The 23,972-nt window shown below is 45.9% G+C and carries 21 protein-coding genes; 11 read left to right on the forward strand and 10 right to left on the reverse strand.

Annotation, left to right across the window (positions count from 1 at the left end):
- Positions 1-65: 65 nt before the first annotated feature.
- A complete protein-coding gene (locus tag ACY652_RS05110) occupies positions 66-1,745 on the reverse strand; it encodes an ArnT family glycosyltransferase (RefSeq protein ID WP_462266936.1) in 1,680 nt (559 codons plus the stop codon).
- Positions 1,746-1,879: 134 nt separating this feature from the next.
- On the opposite strand from ACY652_RS05110, the gene ACY652_RS05115 reads away from it, so the two are divergent.
- The 5 genes from ACY652_RS05115 to infB all read left to right on the forward strand — a co-directional run bounded on the left by ACY652_RS05115 (position 1,880) and on the right by infB (position 7,557).
- Positions 1,880-2,170 (forward strand): hypothetical protein, encoded by a 291-nt coding sequence (locus tag ACY652_RS05115; protein ID WP_462266937.1) that lies wholly within the window; start codon positions 1,880-1,882, stop codon positions 2,168-2,170.
- Positions 2,171-2,194: 24 nt separating this feature from the next.
- Complete coding sequence (locus ACY652_RS05120; RefSeq protein WP_462266938.1) at positions 2,195-2,545, forward strand: hypothetical protein; 351 nt, start codon at positions 2,195-2,197, stop codon at positions 2,543-2,545.
- Positions 2,546-2,745: 200 nt separating this feature from the next.
- On the forward strand, positions 2,746-3,210 hold the full coding sequence (gene rimP / locus ACY652_RS05125) for a ribosome assembly cofactor RimP (RefSeq protein ID WP_462266939.1): 465 nt from the start codon (positions 2,746-2,748) through the stop codon (positions 3,208-3,210).
- A 1-nt stretch (position 3,211) separates the two neighbouring features.
- Positions 3,212-4,447 (forward strand): transcription termination factor NusA, encoded by a 1,236-nt coding sequence (gene nusA, locus ACY652_RS05130; RefSeq protein WP_462266940.1) that lies wholly within the window; start codon positions 3,212-3,214, stop codon positions 4,445-4,447.
- A gap of 68 nt (positions 4,448-4,515) precedes the next feature.
- The gene (gene infB, locus ACY652_RS05135) at positions 4,516-7,557 is read left to right on the forward strand and encodes a translation initiation factor IF-2 (RefSeq protein WP_462266941.1); all 3,042 of its coding nucleotides are present in this window, start codon (positions 4,516-4,518) and stop codon (positions 7,555-7,557) included.
- A 72-nt stretch (positions 7,558-7,629) separates the two neighbouring features.
- Here infB and ACY652_RS05140 read toward each other — a convergent pair whose 3' ends face one another.
- From ACY652_RS05140 to ACY652_RS05160, 5 genes are read right to left on the reverse strand one after another with little or no spacing between them, the layout of a single operon-like run.
- Positions 7,630-10,020, reverse strand: a complete 2,391-nt coding sequence (locus ACY652_RS05140; RefSeq protein WP_462266942.1) for a hypothetical protein — start codon at positions 10,018-10,020, stop codon at positions 7,630-7,632.
- Positions 10,021-10,025: 5 nt separating this feature from the next.
- A complete protein-coding gene (locus ACY652_RS05145; RefSeq protein ID WP_462266943.1) occupies positions 10,026-11,168 on the reverse strand; it encodes a DUF4249 domain-containing protein in 1,143 nt (380 codons plus the stop codon).
- Positions 11,169-11,220: 52 nt separating this feature from the next.
- Complete coding sequence (locus tag ACY652_RS05150; RefSeq protein WP_462266945.1) at positions 11,221-12,366, reverse strand: DUF4249 domain-containing protein; 1,146 nt, start codon at positions 12,364-12,366, stop codon at positions 11,221-11,223.
- 26 nt (positions 12,367-12,392) lie between these two features.
- Positions 12,393-15,149, reverse strand: a complete 2,757-nt coding sequence (locus ACY652_RS05155; protein ID WP_462266946.1) for a TonB-dependent receptor — start codon at positions 15,147-15,149, stop codon at positions 12,393-12,395.
- Position 15,150: 1 nt separating this feature from the next.
- Positions 15,151-15,882 carry a hypothetical protein gene (locus ACY652_RS05160; RefSeq protein WP_462266947.1) on the reverse strand — a complete coding sequence of 244 codons (732 nt, stop codon included), beginning with the start codon at positions 15,880-15,882 and terminating at the stop codon, positions 15,151-15,153.
- A 180-nt stretch (positions 15,883-16,062) separates the two neighbouring features.
- Between ACY652_RS05160 and ACY652_RS05165 the strand changes: the two genes are divergently transcribed.
- The 6 genes from ACY652_RS05165 to ACY652_RS05190 all read left to right on the forward strand — a co-directional run bounded on the left by ACY652_RS05165 (position 16,063) and on the right by ACY652_RS05190 (position 20,214).
- Positions 16,063-16,698, forward strand: a complete 636-nt coding sequence (locus ACY652_RS05165) for an MBL fold metallo-hydrolase (RefSeq protein ID WP_462266949.1) — start codon at positions 16,063-16,065, stop codon at positions 16,696-16,698.
- Positions 16,699-16,735: 37 nt separating this feature from the next.
- Positions 16,736-17,965: an ABC transporter permease gene (locus ACY652_RS05170; RefSeq protein ID WP_462266950.1), complete on the forward strand. Its 1,230-nt coding sequence runs from the start codon at positions 16,736-16,738 to the stop codon at positions 17,963-17,965.
- An 11-nt stretch (positions 17,966-17,976) separates the two neighbouring features.
- On the forward strand, positions 17,977-18,345 hold the full coding sequence (locus tag ACY652_RS05175; RefSeq protein ID WP_462266951.1) for a hypothetical protein: 369 nt from the start codon (positions 17,977-17,979) through the stop codon (positions 18,343-18,345).
- Positions 18,346-18,425: 80 nt separating this feature from the next.
- On the forward strand, positions 18,426-18,800 hold the full coding sequence (rbfA, locus tag ACY652_RS05180) for a 30S ribosome-binding factor RbfA (RefSeq protein WP_462266952.1): 375 nt from the start codon (positions 18,426-18,428) through the stop codon (positions 18,798-18,800).
- Entirely contained in the window at positions 18,784-19,506 is a 723-nt protein-coding gene (locus tag ACY652_RS05185; RefSeq protein ID WP_462266953.1) for a peptidoglycan DD-metalloendopeptidase family protein, read from the forward strand. Before rbfA ends, ACY652_RS05185 begins: the two co-directional genes overlap by 17 nt.
- Positions 19,507-19,542: 36 nt before the next feature.
- Positions 19,543-20,214, forward strand: coding sequence for an energy transducer TonB family protein (locus ACY652_RS05190; RefSeq protein ID WP_462266954.1), 672 nt, complete (start codon positions 19,543-19,545; stop codon positions 20,212-20,214).
- Positions 20,215-20,221: 7 nt separating this feature from the next.
- On the opposite strand, the gene ACY652_RS05195 is transcribed toward ACY652_RS05190, so the two are convergent.
- The 4 genes from ACY652_RS05195 to gldD all read right to left on the reverse strand — a co-directional run bounded on the left by ACY652_RS05195 (position 20,222) and on the right by gldD (position 23,963).
- Positions 20,222-20,968, reverse strand: a complete 747-nt coding sequence (locus tag ACY652_RS05195) for an NIPSNAP family protein (protein WP_462266955.1) — start codon at positions 20,966-20,968, stop codon at positions 20,222-20,224.
- Between the two features lie 154 nt (positions 20,969-21,122).
- Positions 21,123-22,154 carry an LLM class flavin-dependent oxidoreductase gene (locus ACY652_RS05200; RefSeq protein WP_462266956.1) on the reverse strand — a complete coding sequence of 344 codons (1,032 nt, stop codon included), beginning with the start codon at positions 22,152-22,154 and terminating at the stop codon, positions 21,123-21,125.
- 108 nt (positions 22,155-22,262) lie between these two features.
- The gene (locus ACY652_RS05205; RefSeq protein ID WP_462266957.1) at positions 22,263-23,228 is read right to left on the reverse strand and encodes an ATP-grasp domain-containing protein; all 966 of its coding nucleotides are present in this window, start codon (positions 23,226-23,228) and stop codon (positions 22,263-22,265) included.
- Between the two features lie 183 nt (positions 23,229-23,411).
- The gene (gldD, locus tag ACY652_RS05210; RefSeq protein WP_462268222.1) at positions 23,412-23,963 is read right to left on the reverse strand and encodes a gliding motility lipoprotein GldD; all 552 of its coding nucleotides are present in this window, start codon (positions 23,961-23,963) and stop codon (positions 23,412-23,414) included.
- Positions 23,964-23,972 lie beyond the last annotated feature (9 nt).

A 23,972-nucleotide genomic window follows, 5' to 3' on the forward strand; every position in this document is an offset into this window, starting at 1 on the left:
GAAGATTTCCCCCTGCGGTGGAAATGACAACTAAAGGGTTCTAAAATACCTTTAGTAAGATTCCCTTACTTCACTTTAACCAAATAATTATAATTCAGTACCTGCCATCGGGTATGCGGATTTAAAAATTTAGGGGTAAGGCGGGTAATGCCGTAGTCCGCATCGCGGTACACCGTGTCCAGTTGAAAGCCGTCGCGCAGCAACCCGTTCTTGCCCTGTTCATCGGTAAAGAGCCATACCGGCCGGCCTGCAGCGCGTTGCTGCCTGATCAGCTCGTTTGTGGCAGGCGGCGTTAAATTGCGTGTGTAAAAATCAAAATTGGTGCTGTGAAAGGCATAATTATAAGTATGCTGCCGGGTGGTAATATGCTGATTGGCCACCTGTGCCAGCCCGATACCTGCCTGATAGTTGAGCAACTGCTGATAGGCATTACCGTTAAGCAGCACATTAGCCATCGCAATAATAAAAGTAGAAACAGCCACCATCTTAACAAGCGTTCTTTTTTCCCGGATAATTATATAAGCGGCTGCCCCTAAAAACAGCAATGACAACCATACCACTATAATAGAATGCACCGGAAAGCACCAGATATCTACTACCGCTACAATGATGAGGATTACCGCAGCTACAAAATATTGAATGCTCAGGTAAACGTTTAGCGTTTTTTGCCGCCCCTGTTCCTGCTTTAACATGATCTGCCCGGCAGTAAGCAGTGCAAAAAAGGGGAACAGAATGTTGAGGTAATGCGGCAACTGATAGCCGGAGGAGGAAATGATGGCAAAGATGATGATGATTGTTCCTACGGTTAACAGTTCGGCACCCGGCAGGCGGATAAAGCGGGTTTTAATAAAGGCGGTTATCCGGCTGAAGAAAGCCACATAGGTAAGCAGGCACCAGGGCAAAAAGGCCCATAAGGCGGTATGAAAGAAAAAGAAATAATCCTTGTGCCCCTTCCCCCACTTGGCCCCGTCCAGCCGCTCAAAGTTCTGCGACCATAAAATGAACTTTACACCCGATATATGGTTCATGCCACGTGCTACGGCTTCGGGGTGCAAATCATATTGCAGGTAATAGCAGTAAACGGTAGGCGTAATAAACAGGGCAAAAAACAGCAGTACTACCAGCCACCGCCAGTCGAACAGCCGCCTCCAGTTGCGCTGGTACAGCAGCAGGAAGAATAGAGCTGCACAAGGCATCACAAAACCAATCATGCCCTTGGTGCTAAAGGCCATAGCTAGGCCCAGTGCCCCCAATATATAATTATACCAGCGCATTTGGTAAGCCGCTTCTACCAGTTGCCAGGTGGCAAACACAATACTGGCGGTAAGGATGGCATCCATACGCACATCGTTATTGGCTAAAAACTGCGCCTGTGCGCTGGCGTACATTAGGGCTGCCAGCAGGCCGGTTTGCCGGTTATACAGCAGCTTGCCCAAACGGAAAGTGGAATATAGGCCTAGTATAGTAAGCAAAAACGATGGCAGCTTATAAGCCAGTGTATTTACCCCGAATATATTGTAAGAGAAAGCCGCCAGCCAGAAATGCAGGTGAGGCTTGTCCAGATAATTCATGCCCCGGTCAATCAGCCGCACATAATCATGGTTGAGGTACATGTGCATGGCAATGTCGGCATGGTGCGAGGCATCCTCGTTCATGAGCGGCACAAACAAGCCATATATATAGGCCACCAATAGTGAAAAGAACAGCCAGAACCAGGTTTTATGATTGATATAAGGTTGCGTCATGCCGAAAATGCGGCGGCTGATAGTACCGCACAGTGCGGCAAAAATACTTAAATTTATGGTAAGGCATTAAAGCCGGCCTTTATGTACCAAAACATTCGCTTTTGAGTTGGTGTTAACCCTACTAAATTACAAACATGAAAACACTAAAATATATAGCCGGCCTGGTGCTGATCTCGGCTTCATTAACCGCCTGCAGCAATGGCAGCGGCGATACCTCATCTAAAACCATAGGCGGCAGCACCGATACCATGAACGCCGTAGCCGGTTCTAACGCAGGCGGCGTAAATGCAGCAAGTTCGGCCGATACCTCCGATAACGGCAACAAGAACAGCGGAAAAGATTCTACCAGCCGGGGCAATGCTAACCCCAGCGGGCATGTGGAGGGTGACACCACCAACCAGAATAAATATCACCGGCCGCGGTAAGTAATACAATAAGTATTGTCATAAATGAGATATAGTTATTTGGCTTACGGTGCTTTTGCACTTGCAGCCTATTTTGTATGTGGATGCGCCAGAATACCATCCTGTAATGATATTAAGGCTGCATATGCTAATGACTATACCTACAATATGGTACTACGGGAAAAGACCCAAGAACTAAGTCTTACTCATTTTTATGGCACTGATCTCACCTCAGAGAAAGATACCGTTGTGAACGATGGCAGCAAACAAACGATAATTTTTGGGGAGTCATTCCGAGTTGGAGATACTTTAATTAAGAATAAAGGTGATGCAACTATCCATGTGAAAAGAAAGGGGAAAAAGTTTGATATTGACTTTGACTGTACAGGTTATTAGTCTTTCTAAATGCCTGTAAACTATTTGCACCTTAAAGCACATTCATTAAGATGTCTTTTAAAATTCAATCGATTCCTTTTTTTGAGGTTGATTCATCACAAAACCACTTGATTATCAAATAATAGTTTTTTATATTTGCACTCAATAAAAGAGGGGACCGGTGTCCCCTCTTTTTAGTTTGAACAAAAACCGGCATACGGATGAACGTTGAGCAACGCGTAAAAGAACTGATTGAAGAAAAAATAGCCGACCGCCCTGATATTTTTATTGTAGCCATTAAAATGCAGGCCGGCAACAAACTGGTGATCCTGCTGGATGGCGACCAGGGCGCCGGTATTGATGTTTGTGCGCAGGTGAGCCGCCACGTAGGCTTTCATCTGGAGGAAGAAAACACCATTGAGGAGGCTTACAACCTGGAGGTATCATCGCCCGGCATTGATACGCCGCTGAAACTTACCCGCCAGTATGTGAAGAACATTGGCCGGCAGGTAACCGTAAAAACTACAGACGGCGGCAAGAAGGAAGGTAAATTACTGAGTGCCGGCGAACAGCAGATTATTATAGAAGAAACCCTGAAAGCCAAAGGTAAAAAAGCCGAACAGGTAGAAACGCAGATACCGATGGCCGATATAGCTGAAACAAAAGTTTTAATATCATTTAAATAAGATGAGCAATATTAATTTAATTGATTCCTTTCAGGAATTTAAGGATTTTAAGAACATTGACCGCCCTACCATGATGAGCGTACTGGAAGACGTATTCCGGAGCATGATCAGAAAAAAGTATGGTACCGATGAAAATTGCGACGTAATTGTAAACACCGATAACGGTGACCTTGAAATCTGGCGGACCCGCACCGTAATGGAAGATGGGTTTTCTGAAGACGACGACCTGGAAATTGAACTGGCCGAAGCCCAGAAACTTGATGAAGATTTAGAGGTTGGCGATGAGTATGTGGAGCAGATTACACTGGAAAGCTTTGGCCGTCGCGCTATTTTAGCGGCACGCCAAACGCTGGTATCAAAAATTCTGGAACTTGAGAAAGACGAAATCTTCAAAAAATACAAAGACCGCGTAGGCGAAATTGTAACCGGCGAAGTATACCAGGTTTGGAAAAAAGAAACTTTGGTGCTTGACGATGAGGGCAACGAACTGCTGCTGCCTAAAACTGAGCAAATTCCGGCTGATTATTTTAAGAAAGGTGATAGCGTAAGAGCGGTGGTACATAAGGTGGATATGCTGAACAACAACCCTAAAATCATCATTTCGCGTACTGCGCCTGAATTTTTACAGCGCCTGTTCGAACTGGAAGTACCCGAAATTTTTGATGGCCTTATCACCATCAAAAAAATTGTGCGCGAGCCGGGCGAGCGTGCTAAGGTGGCAGTAGAATCTTATGACGACCGTATTGACCCGGTAGGTGCCTGCGTAGGCATGAAAGGTTCGCGCATTCATGGCATTGTACGTGAGCTGAAGAACGAGAATATCGACGTTATTAATTATACCAACAATATACAGTTGTACATTCAGCGTGCCCTCTCGCCTGCAAAAATCACTTCAATTAAACTGGATGACGAACGCCATACGGCGGCCGTTTACTTAAAGCCCGACCAGGTATCACTTGCTATAGGCCGTGGCGGCCACAACATTAAACTGGCCGGCAAGTTGAGCGGTTATGAAATTGATGTATACCGTGAGGCTGATGAGCATGAAGAGGATGTGGACATCGAAGAATTCTCAGATGAAATTGATGGCTGGGTTATTGACGAACTGAAACGCGTAGGTTTAGATACGGCAAAATCGGTTCTGTCCTTAACATCCGGAGAGCTGATTAAGCGTACCGACCTGGAAGAAGAAACGGTAAAAGAACTTTTATCAATTCTGCAGGCCGAATTTGAATAATCTGAATATGCCAATATAAAATCGTATTTTTGCGTAATTCTTAATAAAGAAGAAAGAAAATTTATTAAATGTCAGAAGACAAAAGCATAAAATTAATTAAAGCGGTAAAAGAGCTCAACATTGGTATGAGTACCATTGTCGATTTCCTAGGCAAGAAGGGGTTTAAAGTAGAAAAACAACCGATGGCCAAGCTGGATAGCGACATGTATTCTGCCTTGCTGAAAGAATTTTCTGCTGACAAAGACGAAAAGGAAAAAGCCAAGCAAATCAATATTGGTAAAATCCGTAGAGATGAGCCGGGCCAGATGCCTGAGAAACCGCAGGAGCCCCGCCCCCGCGATTTTGAGAACAAAGAGATTCTGATAAAAAATACCGGCAGTTCGGCACCTGCTGAAAAGCCAAAGCCTGTAGAAGCGCAAAACAATCAGAGCAAGGGAGATGGTTTACCCGGTGTAAAAGTGGTAGGTAAGATTGACCTGAATAACTTAAACGCCCGGCCTAAGCAACCTGAGCCTGTACGTGAAGAAGCGCCTGCGCCAATACCGGCTGCTGTAACAGTGCCGGAACCGCCAAAGGCAGTGCCGCAGCCCGAGGCTGCACCTGTACCACAGGCAGTTGTTGTTGCACCAGCGCAGACTGAGCCTAAGGCAGCACCGGCACCTGTTGAAGAAAAGCCGGTGCCTGCCGTTACCCTTGTAACCGAAGCACCACAGGCAGCAGTAACATCTGTACCGGCTTCACCGGTAACCGAAACTCCTGCTATGCCAATTAGCACTGCGCCTGAAGAAGGTGGCAGTGATGATGTAATCAGGGCGAAAGCAGAACGATTGAGCGGTCCGCATGTAGTTGGTAAGATACAATTACCGGTAGATTCAAGCCGCCGTGGTGGCCCCGTTGCTTCTTCGTCTAATGCCGACAATAAGCGCAAACGTAAACGTAAAGATAATCCTCCGCCTAACAATAACCAGCAAAATACGCAACCCGGCCAGCAGCAGCAGGGTCAGGGCGGTTATAACCGCCCCGGTGGCGGCCAGCAGCAAGGCGGCTTCAACCGTCCGGGTGGGCCGCAGCAAGGCGGTAACCGTCCGGGTGGTGGCTTCAATCGCGGTCCGCAGCAGGGAGGCCCGGGTGCCCGGCCTGATTTCAGGAACCGCAATGCAGCAGGAACGCCGCAGAACACCGGTCCTAAAGAGGAGCCTACAGAAAAAGAAATACAAGACCAGATTAAAGCTACACTGGCCCGCCTGAGCGGTGCTGGTAAGTCAGGTAAATTTGCGCAGCGGGCTAAATTCCGCCGCCAAAAACGTGATGATGTAGCTGCATCGGCCGAGGAAGCTGCATTGGAGCAGGAAGCACAGTCAAGAGTGCTTAAAGTAACCGAATTTGTTACTGCCAACGAATTAGCTTCGTTGATGGATGTTTCGGTTACGCAGATTATCTCTACCTGTATGAGCCTGGGTATGTTCGTGTCCATCAACCAGCGTCTGGATGCCGAAACCTTAACCATTGTAGCCGATGAATTTGGCTATGCGGTTGATTTTGTGAAACCTGAAGATGAAGAAGTAAATCTGGAAGAGGTTGATAACGAAGGTGATTTACAGCCACGTGCGCCGATAGTAACCATTATGGGGCACGTTGACCACGGTAAAACTTCATTGCTCGACTTTATACGGAAAGCCAACGTAATTGCCGGTGAGGCCGGAGGTATTACCCAGCACATTGGCGCTTACGAGGTAAAGTTAGAAGATAACCGTAAGATTACTTTTCTGGATACACCGGGCCACGAGGCGTTTACCGCTATGCGTGCACGTGGTGCCCAGGTAACTGATATTGTAATTATTGTAATTGCTGCAGATGACAGTGTGATGCCGCAAACCCGCGAGGCTATTAACCACGCACAGGCCGCAGGTGCACCTATTATTTTTGCTTTTAACAAAATTGATAAGCCCGGTGCCAACGCCGATAAGGTACGTGAGCAGTTGGCTGCCATGAATATACTGGTAGAAGAATGGGGCGGCAAGTATCAAACCCAGGAAATATCAGCCAAAACCGGCTTAAATGTTGATCACCTGTTGGAAAAAGTATTGCTCGAAGCCGAACTATTAGAGCTTACAGCAAATCCTGATAAACGTGCCGTAGGTGCTGTAATTGAAGCTGCGCTTGATAAAGGCCGTGGTATAGTAACCACCGTGCTAGTACAGTCTGGTACACTGCGTGTAGGCGATCCTATACTGGCTGGTTCATATAGCGGCAGGGTAAAGGCATTAACCAATGAGCGCGGGCAGCGTGTAAACATTGCCGGGCCATCAACACCGGTACAGGTATTGGGTATGCAGGGTGCACCAACCGCAGGTGATAAATTTAACGTAACCGAAACCGAGGTTGAGGCTCGTGATATAGCCAACAAACGCCTGCAACTGCAACGCGAGCAGGGACTGCGTACGCAGAAACACATCACGCTGGATGAAATTGGCCGCCGTTTGGCTATTGGTAACTTCAAGGAGCTGAACATCATTGTTAAAGGTGATGTGGATGGTTCTATTGAAGCACTGTCAGACTCTTTACTGAAATTATCAACCGACCAGATACAGGTGAATGTGATTTCGAAAGCAGTGGGTCAGATATCTGAATCAGATGTATTGCTGGCCTCGGCTTCTGATGCCATTATTATTGGTTTCCAGGTACGCCCTTCTACCAGTGCACGTAAATTGGCCGAGCAGGAGCAGATTGATATCCGCCTGTATTCTATCATCTATGATGCCATCAACGAGATTAAGACCGCAATGGAAGGCATGTTAGCGCCAACCTTTGAAGAAAAGATTGTGGCCAACGTAGAGATACGCGAAACCTTTAAGATCAGCAAAGTAGGTACCATTGCAGGCTGTATGGTGCTGGATGGTAAGATTACCCGTAACAGCAGCATCCGCATCATTCGCGATGGTGTGGTGGTGTATACCGGCGAACTGGCGTCCCTGAAACGTTACAAGGACGATGTAAAGGAAGTAAACGCAGGTTACGAGTGTGGTTTAAATATTCAAAACTTCAACAACATTGAAGTGGGCGACATTGTAGAAGCCTATGAAAATGTGGAAGTAAAACGCAAACTGTAACTGTTTGCCAATTCATAATATAAAGGGCGGCTTCATTGATTGAAGCCGCCCTTTATCATTGGGTAATGATCATTATTTTTTCACCTCAAAGTATAGCTGCCGACTTCCAGCTTCACCATTGGCAGTTATACCCTGAACATTGATGAGGTAGCGGCCGGGCAAATCAGAGGTATAAAACTGCAAAATGTTTTTACCCTGTACATTAGTGCCTGCTTTGGGCTCCCAGTACAAAACATTCCTAAAGTCTGGTAAGCGGCTGTTCAATTGCTGAGGCGTACTGTATACAGGTGAGTAAAACTCGCGCTGCAATTGTAAACCTTCATAATCCAGCACTACGGCGTGGGAGTCAAGCTCAAAACCTCCTAAATCACCTTTGTAAGTAGTAAAGCTTAGTATGCCCTCAAAAATTGTTGGCCCGTAATAATAGCGGTTGCGCACCAGATCCAGCCGCTTTACCTTCAATGGGTCAATGGCAAAGGTTCTATCTATATTAAACACCGGTATACCATCTAACATCACTAGTGGCTCATCATCTAAAAAGCTGGTCTGGTCTATTGCCCTGATATGATAATGGCGCTGTCGGCTTGTTACACTGATATACCCTACATATTCGCGCAGTACCTCTTCCATAGTAGTAAAACGGGTAAAATCTTCCAGCAAATATGTTTTATACGGCTTCACATAAAAAGATAAGCTATCAATTCCGGGCGAATAATATTGCCTTAGCTTATTACTATGGTATACATTCTGCAACTGCATACTTAGGTTATACCGTTTTAAATCATTTTCTGCACTGGGATTAAGCTGAAAAGCGCCTGTAGGGGTATCTGTATATTTTTCAGAAAAAGGACTTTGCAATTCTATCTTGTAGGTACTGTCCTTACGGGTATTGGTTTGCAATATCAGTTCTTTTAAACCGTAAAAGTCTTTAGTTTCAAACAACAACCGGCCAGCCGAATCACTTCGGGCTGCATATAAATCTGCATATTTTGCAGGGCTGCTCAGGTAAGCCACCACATTAGCTGCCGGCCGGCCGGATACGCTGTCAATCAGCCTGGCGGTTATCAGGTGCCCGGCATACTCAGGTAGGTAGGCAGGCTTATAAGCCGGATTTAATATGTTGTCCCAATTAAAACGGCGCCAGCCCTGCGTTAGCATTAAATTATCCAATGCTTCGTCGGTCTGGCTATCAGTATGCTCAAAGTAGTAATCGGGCATTTCCACACTACCTTTTAGTTCGGCCCCAAGCCACAGGTAACTGAATAGGTTTGCAGGGTCAGGTTTTTGCAGCGAATCTACTTTATACACTGCCACCGAAAGATCAGCAGGTAACAAGCGGTTACTTTCTGTTGCGGTAGTTAATGTTAAAGTTACCGGCCGGCGGATGCCATATTGCTGCTGCCCGATGGCAGCATTAAGTTGCAAAGGCTTTACTGCCGGACGCTTAAAATACAGCCTTTCGGCTACCGGCTGCCTGTTGCTGTTAAAAATCAGGATATGGTTTACGCCATCAGCTAATTTGCTTTTTAGTACGCTGATTTGCCGCGCTGATTGTAAAGCACTCAGGGTTTGAGCATCAATCACTTTCTGGCCGCTGTATATAAAACTGTAAACTTCTCCGCTTAAACCTGCACTGCCGGTAACCGTAATGCCAATATTACTGCCAGCATCAGTTACCTGCAAGACGTAACCCTCATTTTTAATCACAGGCAACGGTTTGTATATCGGCCGGCTGCCCGGAACCTGCACTATAGCCCGGTAAGTATTGCCAGCTACCGGGGTGAATGTAAAGCTTCCCATGCCGAATTTAATTGGCGTGAACCGTACAACGGTATCATTCTGCTGGTTAATGATGGCTCCGCGTAAAGCCTTTCCTTTACCATCAGGCCCTGTTATTTTAAAAGCTACCTTACTGGTAACGTTACGAATAAGATCACCGCCTTCCGGAAAAAACTGAACATCTGTTCCTGCTGCTACGTTAGCCGTTGCAGGCACTGCCTCCGGCGATTTGAGCGGGTTTACAATTGTGATTGGTTTTTCAAAAAAAAGCTCGGGGCCATTATTCTTCATCCAGCTGGTATAAGCCCGTAATTGGTAATTACCATTGGATAAGGTAAGCGGGATATAAAAGGAGCCATTACCGCTTCCCTGTTTCATGGCAATTTTACTCTGCAGAACCGCATTATGCCGGGCGTCCAGCACCTCTACATAAGCTACTTTACTTAAATTAAACGGCTTATTAGTGCTGTTCACCAGGTAAAGCTTAAACCACAGCAGTTCGCCGGTTACATAAAAGCTCTTATCTGTATGCGCAAATATCTTTTCCTGAAGGTTTATTTGCTGATAACGGTTAAAATCCTGCCCGATACTGCTTAGCGTTTGTGCACTTGCGCCAACATTGATGCTCAAAATGTCAATTATCAACCAGAACAGCACATAAAATGTATGTTTTAATATTTTCATATATATCAATATGGCCAAAATGAAGGTTTTTTAGTAGTACCGCGGGTAGTACAATCACCGCAGTAGCGACTGCTGCCGGTATATCCAATCGGAGTTGGAGTGCCTATTTTAGTTATTGTTTCAAGTGGTATTTGTAAATAAGTTAGTAACTGCTCGCGTACTTGATTGGTACCAAACTTATCTGTCAACAGCAAACTGTCAATTTTACAGGATTCGTTACCAGCAGTTAACCATCGCCTCGCTATATCACTACGTTTTACATAAATACGTTTTTTAGCAATGGTACCAGCGCTGATGTAGCCAATTACCGGCTCGGCAGTATTAGCCGTATTATGTATATTACCGGTAAGCTGCGAAGGCTGCGCATCAAAGATGCTTCCCAACTGCTCGGTGTTCTTCTTTAAGTTTTGCCAAAAATTATACGCCTCCTCAGTTAACGGATATTGCCGCACCTCAATACTATAAATATAATTTACCTTTTCGGAGTTACCGGACACAAAGGTGATGGGCTGCTGCGATATTACATCCTGTGTAAGTTTAGCATTTGAATTGATAGTGATACTATTTGATTTTTGAGATTGAAAGCAATCGTTTACATATTCTCCAAGTGCTCTTTCGCGCACATTGTTTAGATTCTTATCCACTACATAATTAGAAAAATAATAAGGATGGAATTCCCAATTTTCCTGGAAATCCCAGCGGTAATAACGGGTATCATTGCTCGCATCATGGGTATTTACACTAATATATAAACCCTCGTTAAGTGCCTTATAAGTTATACTGTCAATAGTCGGACTTGACTTGGCCTGCACATAATCAGACTGGTAAACGTTGCCATCAGCCCGTTTTATAGTAAGCCGGTATTTGCCGGTCAATGGCAGGTTTAGCGGTGCCGATGCGTACCTGCCGCTACCATAATCTGCCAAAGTATAAGATCGTCCAGCTTCATCCTGAACGGCTACCTGGGCACCAGCTTCGGCGGTTGCAGTATCCTTGCCTGAAATATTTACCGTGTGGCTTAGCTTCATAACAGTGGAATCTGCACTGCCGGTAGCTATTGTACCTTCTACCACCAAATAACTAGCAGATGCAGTTATTGCAGGTGGTACGTATGAGCTTTTACAAGCCTGCCATCCAAGCAGAGCCATGCTTGAGATGATACAAATGATTATATATTTTTTGCTCATTGTTGACATAAAATTAAAATGGCCAAAATGAAGGCTTATGGGTAACACCCCTTGTGGTGCAATCGCCGCAATAAAACGGCGAACCGGAAAAGCCTCTACCGGTGAGATCGACATTTTTATAGTACTCTGTAAGTGGAAGCGCAAGGTGTGAAAGTATATATTCAGCTACTTGATTTTCACCGTTCGAATTGTACACATAAGGCTTATAAAGATTTTCCAAATCACAGCCTTTGTTCTCTTCATCCAGCCAGGCTCTGTTAATCTTAAACCTTTCTACATAAATGCGTTTTTTAGCTACAGTACCGGCACTAATATAGCCAATAACAGGTTCAGCAGCATTAGCTACGTTATGGATATTACCAGTAAGCTGCGAAGGCTGCGCATCAAAGATGCTGCCTAACTGCTCCGTATTCTTTTTTAAATTTTGCCAAAAAATATAGGCTTCCTGTGTTAACGGGTACTGCCTCACCTCAATACTATAAATATAATTTACTTTTTCTGATGCCCCGCGTACAAACGTAATTGGCTGCTGTGTGATGATGTCTTGTGCTAACTTAGTGGAATTGCCTAATGTAATTACATTAGATTGCTGCGTTTGAAAACAGTAATACACATTCTCAGCCGCAGTACGGCGCCTTACACGGCTGCCATCGGCAATAAACAATGATTCATAATAGGTATGAAACTGCCAGTCTTCCTGATATTCCCACCGGTAATAGCGGGTAGTGTTAACAGCATCGTGTGTATACAGATAGGTATACAATCCTTCATCCGCATCCCGGTAAGTTACACTGTCTATAGGTGACGAGGTTTTAGCCTGCACATAATCCGACTGATAAGTGTTACCATTACGGCGTTTTACCTGGAGTCGGTACTTGCCACTTAATGGCAAATTCAGCGGTGCAGCAACATATTTGCCACTGCCATTGTCCGTTAAAGTGTAAGACCTGCCGGCTTCATCCTGCACTGCTACCTGTGCGCCGGTTTCTGCTGCTGATGTATCTTTGCCGGATATATTTACGGTATGACTTAGCTTAAAAATGGTAGAATCTATACTGCCGGTAATTATGGTACCCTCCACCACCAGGTAACTGGCTGGCGACGTGATGGCAGGTGGCGTATAAGCTGTTTTGCAGCTCATACCGGCAAGTATTATCATTAATAATATAATTAGTTTACCTTTCATCAAAACCGGATGTTATAGTTAATGAACGGTATAGGCTTGGCAAATATGGACAGCTTGTAGCCGTTGATGGCTCCACCCTGCTCTGTAAAATAGGTAGAGTAAGCATTTTGCCGCCCGGTAAGATTATATACGCCGAATGACCACGAATTATGGAATGTTTGATGTACCCGGTGGTTGCCTTCGAGGTTGATTGAGAAATCGCTGCGGAAGTAGTCCGGTATGCGATACGCATTACGGTCAGAGTAATACACGCGCTCCGAGCCTGCATATTGATATTTAGATAAAGGCAGGGTAATAGGCCGGCCGGTGCTGTATACTACATTTAACGAAGCACTGTACCGGTGGCTGAATTTGAAGTTACCGGTAAAGTTAAAACTATGCGGCTTATCATAATTGGCCGGATAATATGCGCCGCCGTTAATCAGTTCGCCTTCATTAACATCATTTTGCTTTAAAAAGGTACGCGAGTAGGTATAACTCATCCAGCCGTTCAGTTTGCCTGCATTTTTGCGCAGCAAAAATTCGGCGCCGTAAGCTTTACCCTGTGTGGAAAGCACATCTGTTTCCAAATGCGGGTTGAGTACCAGTACAGCGCCGCTGCGATAATCCAAGTAATCCTTTATCTTCTTATAATAAACCTCCACCGAAGTTTCGATAGTATTGGAACTAAAATTTTTATAAAATCCAAGCGATACCTGCTGTCCAAACTGCGGCTTAATATTAGGATCGCTTAATTTATATACATCAGTTGGCGAAATGGCGGTAGTATTGGAAATTAGGTGAATGTACTGGCGTAGTGTATTATAGCTGGCCTTTATTGAAAATTCATCGGTAACCAAATATCTCGCTGATACCCTTATTTCAGGGCCCTGGTAAGTATGAATTACTTTTCCGCTTGCATAATTTACACTATCTACCAGGTTAACAGTTTGCCGTGGCAGGCCGGGGGCATACTCATTAACCTTTTTGGGCCCTAAATAATTGAACATAGAGTAACGCAGGCCAAGGCTAAGTGACAGTTTATCGGTCACCTCGTAATTGTCACCAATATAGGCAGCGCTTTCCAGCGCCTGCTCGGCAGCTATGGTTACCGGCACCACCAATGAGTTGGCGCCCACAGGCTGCTGGTCGCCGGGATGCAGCTTATACAGCAGCGAGCTCAGGCCCATGGTAAGGGTATGCTTACGGCTCAGGTAGTAGTTAAAGTCGGCTTTAACAAAGGTTTGGTTTACATCAAACTTTAACTTGTAAGCTTCTACGCTGTTACCGGCATCGGCAATGCTGTACTGGTAACGGTCGGTTCCAGCGGTAAACACACCGTAAAATTTATTATTAAAGTTATGCTTCCATTTAAGCGAAAAGTTGCGGTTACCATAAGCATAAGTCGTATCGCTGTTCAGCCTGAAAGCATCGGAGCTAAAGTAGCCGTTAAAATAAATATTGTTTTTCTCGTTAATCTGATGGCTGATGCCCAGGCTCAGATCATAAAAGGAGGCGCTGCTGTTTTTATATTCTTTGGGCAGCAGGTTAAGCAGCCAGTTGGCATAGGTAGTACGCCCGCCAAAAATAAAGGAGGTTTTGCCTGAGTCAATCGGCCCTTCTATATTTAAGCGGCTGGTAATTAAACCAATACCGGCCGAGCCGGTAAATTTATTCTTATTGCCTTCGCGGTTGATCACCTCTAATACTGATGATAAGCGGCCTCCGTACTTTTCTGGAATGCTGCTCTTATACAATTCCACACTCTTTACAATGTCCGGGTCGAAAGAGGAAAAGAAACCAAAAAAGTGCGCCGGATTATAAATAGTAGCATCATTCAGCAAAATCAGGTTCTGGTCTGCCGAGCCGCCGCGCACGTTGAAGCCGGTAGTGGCCTCGCCCACCGTTTGTACACCGGGCAGGGTAGTTACTACGCGTAATACATCAGGCTCACCAAACGCTGTGGGTACCTGCTTAATGTCCTGAATATCGAGCCGGGTTACGCCCATATCGGTGCTGCGCACATTGGCAATCTTATCTGCCGAAATTTTTACCTCTTTCAGGGTAGTTACCTGTTCCTGCATATCAATGTTCAGGCGGCCATCGTCGTAAAGCTCTATCTGCCGGCGGGCATCCTTCATAGTGAGGCCACGCGCTGTTAGAATATGCCGGCCACGGGGCAGGCTCAGGCTGTAATAGCCAAACTGGTCGGTACTTGCCCCTACTTTCAGGGCAGTTTCAAAAACGGTAGCCCCTACTAAGGCTTCGCCCGTTTTAATATCGCGCACATAACCGGCCAATGTTACCTTGCCTGGTTTAAAATCAGCGGTTTTTATCCCTACCGTATATACTTTATTTTCTGTAGTGGCGCGTACAGCTTCTTTGGCATTACCAGTATTGAAATTTATCGCATTGGCATTAGATTCAGCAGCAGGCTGCGTACCAAAATAACCGGCCGCCAGTTCGGTACTTATTTGCTGGCCTTTAGTTAAAAACACCTGGTCGCCGGCAATAGCATAATGATAAGTGGTACTGGCAAAAGCCAAACGCAGTACTTCGGTTAAAGGCCGGGCATTTACCTGAAGGGTAATCCGCAAACTATCAAACCCAATCGGGTCATAATAAAAATGATAACCGGTTTGCCTTTCCAGCGTGGTTACAAACTCTTCAACATGTGCCTGGGTAAAGCTGGCGGAAACAGGTTTATCCATGTTGCTTTGTGCTTGTAGTGCAAAGCCGGTAAGCAATAAGAATATGATAAGGTAAAGTTGCTTCATATCAGTTGGTTAAGGTATCATAATAGGTAGCTACCTGCACTAAAGCATCAGGCGAATTTTTATTGATTTTGATATGGTTGCTTTTCAAATATTGCTGTATCAGCTTTTTCTTATCAGCCAGGGCATTGGCAACTGAACCGTTACTGCTTACCGCATAATACAAACCCTGGCTCTTGATGTAGTACCGCGTGCGGTCGTCATACTTGCTTTCCAGGGAGGTAGCGTTGCCCGATTCCAGGATCTTTTTTTCATAACGCGCCAGTACCATCGTTTTGCCATTGTACAATTGCTCGTAATAGCCGTCAGTAAAAGATTGTTTCTGCAAACTATCCTTTACAGCATATACAAAGTGATGATTAGCCAAATCAAACGCACGTACCTTGCTTTGGTTAAGCACATAGGGCAGTGCCTGATTATAAAGCAGGGCAATTAACTGATCATCAACCAAATCATACTTCATTAACACATCGTTATAAGCTACATCATTATAAATCACTGTGCCTTTAACCCAGTTATTACTTGCATAAAACGGGATACCAGTAATTACCGGGGAGTGTGGCTTGTATTCGATGCCGCTGTACAAACCCGATGAATAGCCTATGGCTTGGTGATAATAATTAGCCAGTACAGTATCAGCCGGGCTGCTTACAGCGGCAATATTTTGTGCATGGGTAATCGGCGCACAAAAAAGCATAAAACACAGCCCCAACACAGGTGCAAATTTGTGAAGCATAGAAAAAAGGTATAATTGGTGTGTTAAGGTATAATTATTATTTGGCATAGACAATATTGCTATATAAGATATTTATACTACATATATGGTGAGCAGCCAAAGCGCATTATCCTTAAGGTAAATACCGTATAATTTTATTGTCTTAATTGCTAACGTCAAAGCAACGTTTACCTTTGCTTAATGGCTACCCTACAAGCATTCCCTAATAACCCCTACCAGGAAAACACTTACCTCGTATATGACGAAACCGGCGAGTGTGCTATTATCGACCCCGGCATGTACACCGCGGCCGAGCAGAATACAGTAGTAAATTTTATTAAACAGAATCAGTTGAAACCGGTATTACTGTTGAATACCCATTGCCATATTGACCACGTGCTGGGCAACCAGTTTATATTTCAGCAATATGGCCTCAAGCCGCAGTTTCACGAGGGGGAGCTTCAGGTGCTGGAGGCCATGCCGGTGTGGGCCGAACAAAGCGGAATACGCTACGAACTATCACCTTTGCCTGATGCATACCTGCCCGAAACCGGCACCGTGCATTTTGGTAATACCACACTGGAACTGATTTTTGCGCCCGGCCATTCACCGGCGCATCTGTGCTTTTACAGCGCCGCAGATCAGTGGCTGGCGGGCGGCGATGTGCTATTCAGGAACAGCGTTGGCCGCACCGATTTACCGGGCGGCAACCATCAGCAGCTCATCAGCAATATTAAAACCAAACTGTTCGTGCTGCCTGATGATATTACGGTATATCCCGGCCACGGCCCGGAAACCACCATAGGCTACGAAAAGCAGCATAATCCGTTTTTTTAGTATCTTACACAACACAACTCATTAACGGCCCGCTGTTTTGAACACCTCACTGTATATCGCCCGGCGGTATCTTTTTTCAGGCAAAAAGATGCATGCCATCAATATCATTTCCGGCATATCTATGGCCGGAGTGTTAATTGGCAGTGCAGCGCTGGTCATTATCCTGTCGGTATTCAACGGGTTCGAAACCGAGATCCTTTCGCTGTACAGCAACTTTACGCCCGAACTTAAAATTGAGCCGCGCACCGGTAAAACCTTCAACCCTAATACACCTTATTTTAACAGCCTGCGTAAAGATGCAAGGGTATTTTCCCTTACCCAGGTACTGGAAGAAAAAGCGCTGATTAAATACAACAACCGGCAGTTTATTGGCACTATAAAAGGGGTAAGTGATGATTTGCTGAAGAATACCCAGTTAGACAATATCATTGTAGCAGGTTCGTTCACCTTAAAGGCCAACGAGCATCAGTATGCCGTTATCGGCGCTACGGTACAAGCGAGCCTAGGGACAAACATTAACGATCCGCTTACGCAGCTACAGGTATTTTCGCCCAACCGCAACAGCAGCGGCAACAGCATTAACCCGGCCGATGATTTCGTGATTGGCTACATTGATCCTTCCGGTATCTTTGCGGTGCAGCAGGACTTTGACGACCAAATGATTACACCGATTGAGTTTGCCCGTAACCTGCTGGGCGAACCCAACCAAGTATCTTCACTGGAACTGAACTTTAAAAAAGGCACCCGCCTCCGCGCGGTGGAAAAAGAATTAAAGGCCCGTATTGGCAAGCAGTTTACGGTAAAGAACCGCTATGAGCAAAACACATTGCTGTATAAGATTTTAGGCTCCGAGAAATGGGCGGTGTTTCTGATTCTTACCTTTGTGCTGATAATTGCTATTTTTAACATCATCGGCTCGTTAACCATGCTGGTGATTGATAAGCGGAAGGATATTGCCATACTGAGCAGTTTGGGCGCAGGCAAGGGCCTGATACAAGGTATATTTTTTTCGGAAGGAATGCTTATTTCCATGGTAGGCTGCTTAACAGGGATGGCGCTGGGGCTTATCTTCTGCCTGCTGCAGCAGTACTTTGGCTTTATTAAAATGAGCGGCTCCTTGATGGTGATTAACGCCTATCCCGTCCACCTTAAAGTTACTGATTTTATACTGGTACTGTTTACGGTAACTGGTATCTCGGCGCTGGCATCGGGCATTAGTGCACGTTTAAGTGTAAAAGGGTTAGATGATATTAAGCAGGAATTATAAATTTGCAGCGTATGCAGGTAAAGCATGTTTATTGTATAGGATTATTGGTGACACTGATGGCTTGTGGCGCCTGCAACCGCAGCGGTAACAACAGTACGGCAAAAGATGTGCATAAAGGATTGTACAGTTTCGGGCCCGAAGTAAAATCATTTAAAGATTGCAGCAGCGACCATGAGTATTGGGTAGAAGATAAATCGAACCGGCTGGAGATGGAATATGCCGGTATGGGCTTTGAGAAACCATACGAGCCGGTATATGTAGAAGTAGAGGGCGAAAAAATACCATCGGGCAAGGAAGGTAAAGGCTCAGAGTATGATACTACCCTGGTGGTACACAAACTGATAAAAATTACCCGCGAAATTCCCCAGGAGTGTAATTAATACGGCCCTGCTACTTCAATACTACCTATTATTATGATGCAGCAGAAACCAGGGGGGCTGCATTTCGTTAATTAACTACTATGGAATCAAAACGTCAGCAAAAATTTGCCGGTGTCATTCAGCAGGATCTGGCCGCAATATTTCAGCGCGAGGGCATGAGCTTTCTGCCTAATACACTGGTTACCATCACCAAGGTGAGGGTAACGCCGGATTTGGCTATTGCCCGCGTATTTTTAAGCTTTTTTAATAATACCAATACACAGCAGGCGCTGCAAACGGTAAAATCCCATGCTTCCGAGATCCGGTATAAGTTAGGTGCCCGTATCAAAGATCAGGTAAGGGTAATTCCTCAACTGGAATTTTTTGTGGATGATACCAACGAGTATGTAGAACGGATAGATAAAATCTTCGACAAAATTCATAAAGAAGATCAGCAGAATGGAGCTGAATCCTGAAAGTAACCGGCACCGTCAGCTCGAAGCTTATCTGAAAAGCCATCCGTGTAAAACAGGTAAGGTGGTAGACTTTAACGCTGATACCGACTGCCTTTTACCATTTAATTTCACAGCTGCCAACACCCGCCTTTCGGCTGAGGTGGTAGCCAATACGGCGCTGTTCAGTGCCTGGATAAATAGTGAACTGGCTTACAGCGGCTGCCGCTATGGTATTGGCGGCTATATGGAGCACCGCACCCTGTATGCCCGCAGTACACATTTTAACACTGATGGTGAGCCGCGCCGCCTGCATTTAGGCACTGATATATGGGGGCCGGCCGGTACGCCTGTATATGCACCGCTGGAAGGACAGGTACACAGCTTTCAAAACAACAATCACTTTGGCGATTACGGCCCAACCATTATTTTGCAGCACAATTTAGATGGCCTGATACTGTACAGCCTTTACGGCCATTTAACCAGCGATAGCTTAACCGGTTTACATGCCGAGATGCTGGTGACTAAAGGCCAGCGCATAGGCGCCTTTGGGCAGGCTGCCGAAAACGGCGGCTGGCCGCCGCACCTGCATTTTCAACTGGTATTTAATTTGCAGGGCCATAGCGGCGATTATCCCGGCGTATGCCGCTATTCAGAAAAAGAAAGCTATTTACAGAACATACCTAACCCGGAGCTGGTTCTGCAATTTAATACCGCAACTATCCGTTAAATTAATTGTTGGCCTGATAATGATCTGGCCGGAGTTATGATGTATAAAAAGCTGATTTATAGTTTATGGATGTGGCTGCTGCCCTTTTGCGTGCTGGCACAGCCACAGTTTAAAGGGGGTGCAGGCGCACTGGATACTTACCTGACAAAAAATATTATTTACCCCGACTATTCAAGGCAATATTGCATTGGCGGCACTATACGGGTGGCTTTCAAACTGAACAGTGCAGGTAAGGTATATGACGTAACTGTACAACAAGGTTTAGGTATTGACCTGGATGACGAAGCCAGGCGGGTAGTAAGAATGACCTCGGGAAAATGGGCATTGCCGCAAGGCTATGAGGGCAACGCTACCTTAGTACTGCCGGTAACCTTTACGCCCGACTATGCACGCTGTACACGGGCAAACCAAGTTAGTTCGGCGCAGGCCATACAAAATTACCAGTTAAGGCAGGAGCAGGAAAATGCCGTTACGAATTATTACAAAAATAAATATGCGGGTAAGGCTGATACTTCCAGGCAGGCTTACATTGACCGGCTGAAAACACAGCTGGGTTACGACGAAGACTTTATTACCAATGTACTGGAGCAAGCTGATGCCAGGCAACGCCAGGGGGATAAGGAAGGCGCCTGCGAAACCTGGCAATTCATCCGTAACATTGGCAGTAACCGGGCCGATCAGTTCATCGCACGGTACTGTGGCAAGTAGAATATAATCAGCGAATGTCTGAATATGCAGCCGGGTGCATCAGCATAATATCCGCCATGTTCACATTCTTCTGATACTCAGGCAAGCCCGATAGCTTCTTCCACTCGGCATCATCGCCAAAGGCTTTCCAGTGTTCATCATGTGCCTGCTGGCTGTTAAAGCTGGTGAGGTACATCAGGTTGGGCATCCGGCTGCCGACCATTACCCGTGCATAAAACACCGCGTTAAAGCCGAGCCGGGCAAACAGGTCAACCTCATTGCCCTTATTGAACATTTTCTCTTTAGACAGATAGCGTTCTTCAGTTGGGCTTTCGTAGCTACGCAATTCAAAAATATGTGCAGCAGCCGGGCCGCTTAAATTAGGTAACTGATAATGCGGTGCTTTAGGAAAGGCTGAAAGCAGAATATTTTCGAGCCTGGCATAATGAGGAGCAACTGCATTGTAACTGACCTTATTTAGCTGGGCTAAGGCAGTAAAGGGCATCCATAGTACAATCTGCTTATCGGCACTGGTATTATTAGCCAGCGGCATAAAAACACCTACCTTGCTGAAACCTGCCCGGTGCAGCGCAGGTACATAGCTTTGTTGCAAATAACGGCTCAGTGAATCCAACTGCTGCTGTGATGAAGTGTGATATACACTGATCTGGTAATATTCTATATCGGTACCCTTGGTTTGCTGCGCATAGCCGGATAATGTTGACAGCAGGATAACAACTGTAGCTAAGGTGATATTATAAAACTTATTTTTCATGGTGAATAGATTTGAAAGATATAGGCTGCCTCAAGCTATTTTAAAGCATGTCATTTCGACCGCAGGGAGAAATCTTCTTCAGGCGACCGGTCAGCAGCAGAAAGGTCGAGATGACGGCTTGATTATTCAAATATCTTAATTTGTGTTATTCCCATCAGGCGCTTACACCTGCTTGGATAATGTGCTCGGCAAAGCGTTCCATTTCCTCCAGTTGCGGGCTGCATTGCAGCAGAAAGAAATCCACGCCTGCCTTCTCAAACTCGGCAATGCGGTCCTGTACCTGCCACGGCGTACCGGCAAGGCCGGTGCGCAGGCCCCGGTTAGATACTGAGTAATCCTGTAAAGATACCTGCTGCTCTAACTGTGTGCCAGATAGCCATTGCTGGTAATTTTTGTATCCGGAACTGCCTTCCTTTACGTTAGTGATGCGGTCAAACTCCTGTTTTACCTCCTGCTCGCTATTGCGGATGATGCTGTAGGCGGCTACGCCATACGTCATCGGCGGCAGGCCTTTCTTATCCCGGCGCTCGCGTAAATCGTTTATGCGGCGGCCAATCATTTCCGGCGAGTCGCCGTGCATTACATAGCCATCGCAGGTAGAAGAAATTAAATCCTTTGCCGCTTCAGATTCGCCACCGGCATAAATTTTAGGTCGAGGCTGCGATACCGGCTTGGGCTGTAAAATATTGTTGTTTACCTTGTAGTATTTACCGTCGAAGCTAAAGTTGTCCTGTTTCCACACGTTATCCACTACCTCCAGCCACTCGCGGGTACGGGCGTAACGGTCGTCGTGCTGCTCAAACTGGATGCCATACTTCTCCGCCTCATCACGCCACCAGGAAGACACCACATTGAGCGAGATGCGGCCATTGCTGATATGGTCAATATTGGCCGCCTGTTTGGCTAACTGTGCCGGGTTATGAAAGGTAGGGCGCACGGCCACCATCAGCTCCTGCTTATGGGTAACTGCTGCCAGCGCCGCCGCGGTAGACCACGCATCCAGCGACGGGGCCTGCTCGCCTTTAATATCATTCAGGTACAATTCGGCAATCAGGGCCAAATCAAACCCAATCTCCTCACTCCTGATGGCTAACCGCTTGGTGTAATCCCAGGTGGGCTGCATGTTTTCATCATCCACATTGCGCAGCCACCCGCCAAAAACCGGCATCCAGTATCCATAGTTCATAAATCCCTCCCCAGCCCTCCCCTAAAGGGAGGGAGTTTTATTTTTTATTGTTAAATCAGATTTCAAAGGCACTAAAACCCTCTCTTTAGGGGAGGGTTGAGATGGGTGTTATACCACCGCCGTCTCCTGTACCAACTGCTGCTCCAAGAATTCTACCAAACGCTCGTGCGGGTTAAAGCCAATTACGTTAACGGCATCGGCCACAAAGTTGGATAGTGCGTTTACATCATAGTAATAGATCTCGCCGTCGCGGTCGTCCACCATGTACTCAATGCCGCCTACATCAATGCCGCTTTGCTGCACCAGCGTTTCAATATTTTGTATCACTTCGGCTGGCGGGGTATAGGCTTCTACCTTCAGGCCGTTTTTAGGGGCATCCAGTGCGCAGGCATTACGCACCAGGTCCTGCCCCGTGGTGGTCTGGCAAATATCGGCCGGGCACAGGTTAAAACTTTCGCCATTGGTATATACCCTGATGGCATATAAATATTTGCCGCCCAGCGTTTCTACACGGGTAATATAGCCGCCTCGGGCCGGAATAAATTCCTGCACCAATGCGGTATGATCCACCCCGAAATCAATCTGATTGTTGCTGATGGCTTCGCGGATTTCTGCTACTGAGTTAAATTTTTCGATACCTGCGCCACTGCCACCGATGTTGGCCTTTACCACAATCGGAAACCGTAATCCTTCGGTAGCGGCCTCAATCTGCGACACATGGTTCACTACCCTCGATTTCGGGTACTTGATGCCTAACTTTTGCATCAGTATCATTTGCAGCGCCTTTGAAGTTTCGTAGGTAAAGGCTTTGTAGCCGTTAATTACCCGGATGCCGTGGTTTTCCAGGTGCTTTAGGTAATTAAGCGTATAAAATGTGCCCTGTATACCATCGCGCAGGTAAGCCGAAGGGCTCATGCGATTAAAAAATAAAGAAAATTCCGGCTTGCCTTCTTCAATGGCAAAACGGTGCTGCGTAGGATTAATGGATGTATAAGGCAATCCTTTTTTATCAAGCCCGGCAAAAAGCGGCTTAAACCAGTCCGGATGCTCATGAAATATACCTATAGGCTGCATAATAGTTGATGTTATTGTATTTTAAACAAATGTAGCAAACCATCACACTAACTAAATGCCATTAAACTGCCTATTTACTGCAATTACATAATGTTTTTGTAAAACTTTTGTGCAGATATGCCGGGTAGAAGTACCATATCAGCCGCTAAATACAGCAATCAGGAAGAAAAAGCAGCCAACACCTTACTTCCATTTAAAACTCTTGATCATTACGGCCACATCTTTTTTTACAAAGTCAAGCACGGGCTGTATAGAATCCAGTTTGGGCTCGGAGTTGAAGTATAAGGCACCGCGCAAATAATGCCGGGTACTATCGGTTAGATAAAACTGGGCAGATGAGGCCGCGTTGCCATCAATGGTATAATAAATACCATATACTTTGCGGTCAGGGTAATGAATGGTTCCTTCGTCAATACCAGTGGCCTTAACCGTATGCTTGAAGGCGAATTTGTGAGCGTATTCAATCAGCTTGTCAAACTGCGTCTTTGAAGTTACCGCCTCGTAAGTAAGATGCAGGGTAGCCTTGAACTGCGGAAACTGTACGTTGATAAAGCAGGGTTTGGCCCGTGGATCTTTGTCCGGCTCAATAGCGGCATATTTGGGATATTCGAAAGTATAAGGGCAACCGGTATCATACAGCCGGTAACTGTGCTGCGGGAATACAATACGGTAATATCCCCTCGGCTTGGGCGAATAATCGGCATCGCCTCCGCATGATGAAAGGCACCACATCATGATGCCAGC

The organism is Mucilaginibacter sp. (genome assembly GCF_965200995.1).
In the GTDB taxonomy this organism is placed as follows: domain Bacteria; phylum Bacteroidota; class Bacteroidia; order Sphingobacteriales; family Sphingobacteriaceae; genus Mucilaginibacter.